The sequence below is a fragment of the Wolbachia endosymbiont (group B) of Ablattaria laevigata genome (genome assembly GCF_964277395.1).
GTDB lineage: Bacteria > Pseudomonadota > Alphaproteobacteria > Rickettsiales > Anaplasmataceae > Wolbachia.
The window spans coordinates 1293444-1299790 of the sequence record NZ_OZ195519.1 but is presented as its reverse complement, the minus strand read 5'-3'; the positions used below and the strand labels follow the sequence as shown (position 1 = coordinate 1299790).

The 6347-nt window shown below is 33.7% G+C and carries 6 protein-coding genes; 3 read left to right on the top strand and 3 right to left on the bottom strand.

The window, feature by feature from the left end; genetic code table 11:
* The first annotated feature begins 412 nt into the window (after positions 1–412).
* A complete protein-coding gene (locus ACICP1_RS06100) occupies positions 413–829 on the top strand; it encodes a hypothetical protein (RefSeq protein WP_254229391.1) in 417 nt (138 codons plus the stop codon).
* Here ACICP1_RS06100 and ACICP1_RS06095 read toward each other — a convergent pair.
* A complete protein-coding gene (locus ACICP1_RS06095; RefSeq protein ID WP_254229390.1) occupies positions 826–1671 on the bottom strand; it encodes a rhodanese-related sulfurtransferase in 846 nt (281 codons plus the stop codon). The two genes, ACICP1_RS06100 and ACICP1_RS06095, sit on opposite strands and share 4 nt — an antisense overlap.
* Before the next feature lie 130 nt (positions 1672–1801).
* Here ACICP1_RS06095 and ACICP1_RS06090 point away from each other — a divergent pair, with 130 nt between their 5' ends.
* Positions 1802–3400, top strand: a complete 1599-nt coding sequence (locus tag ACICP1_RS06090) for an ABC transporter permease (RefSeq protein WP_353278600.1) — start codon at positions 1802–1804, stop codon at positions 3398–3400.
* Positions 3401–3602: 202 nt separating this feature from the next.
* Here the strand turns inward: ACICP1_RS06090 and apaG are convergent, their stop codons facing one another.
* Positions 3603–4007, bottom strand: coding sequence for a Co2+/Mg2+ efflux protein ApaG (gene apaG / locus ACICP1_RS06085; RefSeq protein WP_010402892.1), 405 nt, complete (start codon positions 4005–4007; stop codon positions 3603–3605).
* A 106-nt stretch (positions 4008–4113) separates the two neighbouring features.
* Here apaG and ACICP1_RS06080 point away from each other — a divergent pair, with 106 nt between their 5' ends.
* Positions 4114–5190: a 5-(carboxyamino)imidazole ribonucleotide synthase gene (locus ACICP1_RS06080; protein WP_395461315.1), complete on the top strand. Its 1077-nt coding sequence runs from the start codon at positions 4114–4116 to the stop codon at positions 5188–5190.
* Between the two features lies 1 nt (position 5191).
* Here ACICP1_RS06080 and ACICP1_RS06075 read toward each other — a convergent pair whose 3' ends face one another.
* Positions 5192–6214 carry an aspartate-semialdehyde dehydrogenase gene (locus ACICP1_RS06075; RefSeq protein ID WP_265030776.1) on the bottom strand — a complete coding sequence of 341 codons (1023 nt, stop codon included), beginning with the start codon at positions 6212–6214 and terminating at the stop codon, positions 5192–5194.
* Positions 6215–6347 lie beyond the last annotated feature (133 nt).

The following is a 6347-nucleotide window of genomic DNA, read 5'->3' as shown; positions in this document are numbered from 1 at the left end:
GAATCGCAGTGGATCAACCGGAAAGGTTACAGTAAGTTAATACTGGAAGGATATTAATCTAGGATTCATAAATGTCTTTTCTGTGTTTTATTGAAACACTTCATACTTTGCAGCATTTACATGATACGATAATCGCCAGTTCTCAGTCTTCTGTATCCTTTGAGTTTGTAACAAAACGATTCACCAAAATCAATTGGATTAACTGTAAGTCGCTCTTTTACTATCTCTTCAACTCTTAACTTTATTGTTTTTGGAAAAGCTCTTCTTACCAACATTTTTCAGGAATTTAATCTTATCGCGCTTTAGTCCCACCTATAGTGGTAAGATTATCTACTTATTCTTATATGGGAATTTACCAACTATTAAGACATTAAGTGTAATAAAAATATATTCTAATAGTATGGAAAAATAAATGACACGTAAACAAAATGTATTTGAACAAAATGTAGAAGATAAAGTTATATTTTTAGATAGTTTGCGTAACAAAACAATAGGTGAGCTTATCGATTTTATGGACAAAAACCCAAATGTCGAAATCTTTGATTGGATAAGTAACAATACTAGTCATAGCCTAAAGCATAGAAGAGGTTACAATATTAGTAATAATATGAAACTTAGGTGTATAGGTGCAGCAATTGGTTTAGTTGCTGGTCTAGTTGCAGCATGTTATTTAGGGCAAGAAACTTTAACTCTTATCGGTGTTTCTGGTGTAGTGTTGATTGCATTTGCTATAGTTGGTGCATTACTTGGAGCTGGAGCGGGCTATGTTGTAGGTAAATGCCTTGATAAAATTAAGGTTACAAATATGCAAAGAGAAATAAGTCGTTAAAGGTTCGTGTTGTATTCTGAATTTCTTTCAATACTTAAAGATTTACAATCAGAGCAAACTACCTGGCCACGTGAAACTGATTTCAGCTCATCAGTTGAAACTTTACTTGAGCAGAATATGCATTTTATTTTATCACTCGGGGCAAGTGAGTGATCAACAGCAATTCTATCATCAAAAACAAAACACTCGCCTTCCCAATTACCACTTTTGTTGTGAGTTTTTTCAAGGTAGGAAAGAATACCGCCTTTAAGGTGATAAACATCGTTAAATCCAAGGCTTTTCATATATGCTGTAGATTTCTCACATCTGATTCCACCAGTGCAGTACATAGCCACTTTCAGATTTTTACTCTCAGAGAAAGACTCTGCCCACTGAGGAAAATCTCGAAAACGCTGAGTATGTGGATTGATTGCATTTTTAAACTTGCCTAGTTTTACTTCGTAATCATTTCGTGTGTCTATCACTAAAACATCAGGTTGAGAGATAAAATCATCCCAATAATCTGGATCAATGTAATGACCTCTAACGGAAGTATCAAGATTACTTACACCAAGATTCACAATTTCTCTTTTTAATCTCACTTTCATCTTACTAAATGGTTGATATTCTGCTGCACTCTCTTTCCATGTAAGGTCCCTTAGTCTATAATCAGAACGTAGAAAATCTAATATTTTATCAATCGCGTTTCTTTCACCAGATACGGTTGCATTAATACCCTCTTCTGCAAGGAGTATAGTGCCTTTTAATTCAACGTTGTCGCATGCAACTTTTATTTCATCTTTCATGTCATAATAATTAGAGAGTTTTACAAAATGATAGAAAGTTGCAATGACAAAACTCATAATTAATTAGTTTATCGATTTAAAACATAATATATAAAATTATGAAGATATTCAATAGGACGGCTGTTAATTACTGGATATCTTTAGTTTTTGCATATAACATTTTAATATCAAATATAGATTCAAGTTAATGTTTCTGAGAGTATTTAAAAATATATTCTTGTTTTTAGTAAGTGTATTATTTGTCTGCCCTATACTATCGTTAATATCGATTCTATTTACAGAATCAGCAAACTCTGGATGGGTAATTAGTAGACTTTTTCCTGAATATATACTCAATACGTTAATTTTGATGGTAGGAGTAGGGTTAATATCCTTTATATTTGGAGTAATTCCAGCTTGGCTTACTACATTTTTTTCGTTTCCCGGAAGTAGAATTTTTGAGATTGCCTTATTCTTTCCGATATCAATTCCTGGATATATAGTATCGTTTGTTTATGTAAATACGCTAGAGTTTTCAGGTCCGATTCAGAGCTTGTTAAGAGATACTTTTCAATTGGGCAAAGGTGACTATTGGTTTCCCGAGATCAAATCCCTAGGTGGTGGAATATTAGTAATGGGATTTAGTCTATATCCATACGTTTATATGTTGGTCCGCTCAAGTCTAAAGAGCGTTAGTAACTCAGTCACTATTGCATCAACACTTGGGTTCTCCTCATTACAGAGTCTGTTTTCTGTCATCATACCCTCCATACGTCCATCAATTATAGCTGGGTTATCCTTGGTACTAATGGAAGTAATTACAGATTTCGGCACACCACAGTTTCTTGCTATCGATACTTTCACGACAGGAATATACCGTACTTGGTTTTTACTTCATGACAAATATTCAACTACTGTTTTGGCAGTTGCAGAACTGATTTTCGTTGCAACACTAATAGTTATCGAGAAAAAACTACAAAAAAGAGAAATATCTTACTCTTCAATCAATACTAATGCAGATTATCACAATAAACGTATTATAAACGGTTCTATATCGTTGATCTTTTCTTATCTTATGTGTTTATTGCCGATATTAATAGGCTTTATTTTACCAATGATTCCACTTATATATTGGAGCATAGAGAAAGGCTTTTTCATATACGAAGCAAGATTTTACAATATAATAGCAAATAGTGTTGGTTTATCATTTATTACCGCATTAATCTCAATTAGCATTGCGATAATTATTGGATATACAGCGCGTAGAAACAAGGTAATAAGCAACGTAGCACGTCTCATTTCTCTTGGATATGCAATTCCAAATGCAATTATTGCAATTAGCATAATAATGTTTTTAAGCAGAATATCTTCTTTCATTACTCAATATATTGTAGAAATTAGCTTGGTAGGAACTATTGGTGCATTAGTTTACTCATATTTATTTCGTTTTTTTGCTATATCTTTCAAGGCGATAGAGTCGGGACTCAAAAAAACACCAAATGAAATTGAATGGACTGCATATACTATGGGTCATGGGCCTATTTCCACGTGCCTGAATATTCATATTCCCCTTATCAAGAAAAGCATACTATCGGGATTTCTGCTCGTGTTTATGGATACGGTAAAAGAACTCACGGCAACACTAATTATCAGACCATTTAATTTTGAAACTATATCAACTAGAGTATATGAACTTGTCAGCGATGAGCGTTACAGAGAAGCTGCCCCATTTTCGTTAATGATAGTTATTATAGGTTTAACCTCTACAATAATCTTATTCACACTTGATGATAAGAATCAAAAATAAACTATTTTGCATCTGTTCAGCAGAGTAACAAAATAAGATAGACGAAAAAAGACAACTATAGAAGCAAATGGTCAGTGCTTTCGTGTTTATCAACTTAGTTGGATCTCAGTATCAGCTACTCGGATGACATTATGGAAGCTCAAATGACAAAACAAGAAGCACTGGTTTCAGATGCACTTAAACAAATACACTATCTTGATGATCAATGAGGTCTAGTGTTAACGTATGGACTATCTAAGGAAAAGGGTGGTACCATAACATCAAAGGTTTTTATGCTCTCTTCGTTCAGAAATTCATATTTACCCTGCATTATTCCTGATGGTGTATTTAAGTATGTTCCACTTGTATATTTGAATACCTCTCCAGATTTTATTACAGGTTGTTCTCCAATAACACCAACTCCGGCAATTTCATTTATTTTGCCCTTATGATCTATTATTCGCCAATAGCGACTTAATAATTGAATGGTTGATGAGCTTTTATTTTTTATCTTAACATTATACATCCATACGTAACAATTTTCATAAGGAATGGATTGCTCTTCAATGTAAATTGGCAAAACTGTAACTTCAACAGAATTAGTAATAAGTGTGTATTTCATGGTCATCGTAAAGTGTTCATGATAAAAATTTAACACACTTCAATTATACACTTCTTTCATAGATTTTCCAAGCATATTATCGTACTCTAACTAGGAAATATTAATCTACATGATGAACAAAACAGATCCACTGGATAAAAAAGTGATAGGAATAATAGGAAGTGGGCAATTAGGTAAAATGACTGCTATCGCTGCAATAAAACTTGGGCACAAAACGCATATTTTTGCCAGTGCTAAAAACGATCCAGCTTGTTCTGTTGCTGATGATTTAACAATAGCAGACTTCTGTGATAAGAGGGCACTTGAATCTTTTGCACAGAGTGTGGATTTAGTCACTATTGAGTCTGAAAATATTCCATGTAGTGCAATTGATATTGTGTCGCAGCATACAGATTTTTATCCAGGCAAAAAGGCGTTACACATTTCGCAAAATAGGCTGAGAGAGAAAGATTTTATTAGAGATTTAAGCATAAAAACTGCTGATTACAAAAGTATACAAAATTATAATCAGCTACTAAAAAGTAGTGAAACTTTTAGCTATCCAGTGAGGCTAAAAACAACAGAAATGGGTTATGATGGAAAAGGACAATATGTGATTGAAAATGATTCTGAACTGAAGCAATTTGCTTCCTTCGATTGGAATAAAGAGTACATTCTTGAAGCAAGTGTTGATTTACTGAAAGAGGTTTCAATAGTCGTTGCAAGAAATAAAAACGGTAAAGTAGCTTTTTTTCCTATAGCAGAGAATCACCACGTTGACGGAATACTTAATACTTCAATAGCACCAGCTAAAATAGATAATAAATTAGCCCAAGAGGTACAAAAAACTGCAAAGAAAATAGCAACTGCGCTTGATGTAGTAGGAATTCTAGCTATTGAATTTTTCATCACTCAAAATCATGAATTACTAGTTAATGAACTGGCCCCAAGACCCCACAATTCTTGCCACTGGAGCTTGGATGCATGCAACGTTAGTCAATTCGAGCAGCTGGTGAGGGTAATATGCGGATTACCTATGCAGGAAGTAGTATTACGCTTTCCTTGCATGACAAAAAATATAATAGGTAATGATATATATAATTCTCACAAATATTTGAGCAACGAAAGAGCTAGTTTAACCATATATGGGAAAAAAGAGGTTAGGGACAAGCGTAAAATGGGACATGTCAATATAGATTTAAGTTATTGAGCTATAAATGCTCTTTGATCAAGATCTCCAAGATCTGCACTATATTTAGTGCTGCACCTTTGCGTAGATTATCAGCTACTATCCACATATTTAATCCGTGTTTAACGGTATCGTCTTGTCTAATACGCGATATGTATACGGCATCCTCTTGCACAACATCAATCTGAGTCATATATCCACCATCTTCGCGCTTATCTTTCACTAAAACTCCATCGTCTTCACTGAGCATTTCACGAGCTTCTTCTTCAGTTATATGCTGATCAAATTCTACATTTACTGCTATAGCATGACCAACAAGAACAGGTACTCGGACACAAGTTGCAGTTACTTTTATATCCTCTTCTAAAATTTTTTTTGTCTCCTCTTGCATTTTCCACTCCTCTTTTGTAGAACCATCTTCCATGAACTCTCCTATATGAGGAATGCAATTAAATGCTATTTGCTTAGGAAATATTTCAGGTTTTTTAGCTTCATTCATAAAGATTTTTTTTGTCTGATTGTAAAGCTCATCCATTGCTGCTTTACCTACACCAGAAGTTGATTGATAAGTTGAAGCAACGATTCTCTTTATTTTTGCTTTTTTGTGTAATAAATGTAATGCCAGCAACATTTGTATTGTAGTACAGTTTGGATTAGATATTATGTTATGGTTTTTATATTCCGTAATTTTATCTTTGTTGATCTCTGGAATAACTAGTGGCACGCCTTCTTTCATCCTAAAATAGGAAGTGTTATCTATCACAACGCACCCAGCCTCAGTTGCAATTGGTACGTATCTCTCAGAAACATGAGATTCTGCACAGAAAATGGCTATATTAGTTCCAACGAAGTCATAATCCTCAAGGCATAAAACTGTTAACTCTTTGTCACCAAAACTCACCTTTTTTCCCTTTGATTTTTTCGATGCAAAAGCAACAACAGAATCTATCGAAAATTTTCCCTCTTTTTGAAACTCAGCAAGCATGGTCAATACCTCATATCCTACTCTTCCTGTTGCTCCAATAACTGCAATCTTACATCCCATATAAATAAACCTCTGATTTTAAAGCTATATTATATTTTTACTGATAAAATTTACAATTACTTTAATATTTTTACCTTGCAATTAACCATAATTTAGTTATAATTATAAGACACTAGTAATATTGCATGGTAGA

Coding starts and splice junctions, on each gene's coding strand:
- ACICP1_RS06100 (WP_254229391.1), top strand. CDS start 413: ATGACACGTAAACAAAATGTATTTGAACAAAATGTAGAAGATAAAGTT.
- ACICP1_RS06095 (WP_254229390.1), bottom strand. CDS start 1,671: ATGAGTTTTGTCATTGCAACTTTCTATCATTTTGTAAAACTCTCTAAT.
- ACICP1_RS06090 (WP_353278600.1), top strand. CDS start 1,802: ATGTTTCTGAGAGTATTTAAAAATATATTCTTGTTTTTAGTAAGTGTA.
- apaG (WP_010402892.1), bottom strand. CDS start 4,007: ATGACCATGAAATACACACTTATTACTAATTCTGTTGAAGTTACAGTT.
- ACICP1_RS06080 (WP_395461315.1), top strand. CDS start 4,114: ATGAACAAAACAGATCCACTGGATAAAAAAGTGATAGGAATAATAGGA.
- ACICP1_RS06075 (WP_265030776.1), bottom strand. CDS start 6,214: ATGGGATGTAAGATTGCAGTTATTGGAGCAACAGGAAGAGTAGGATAT.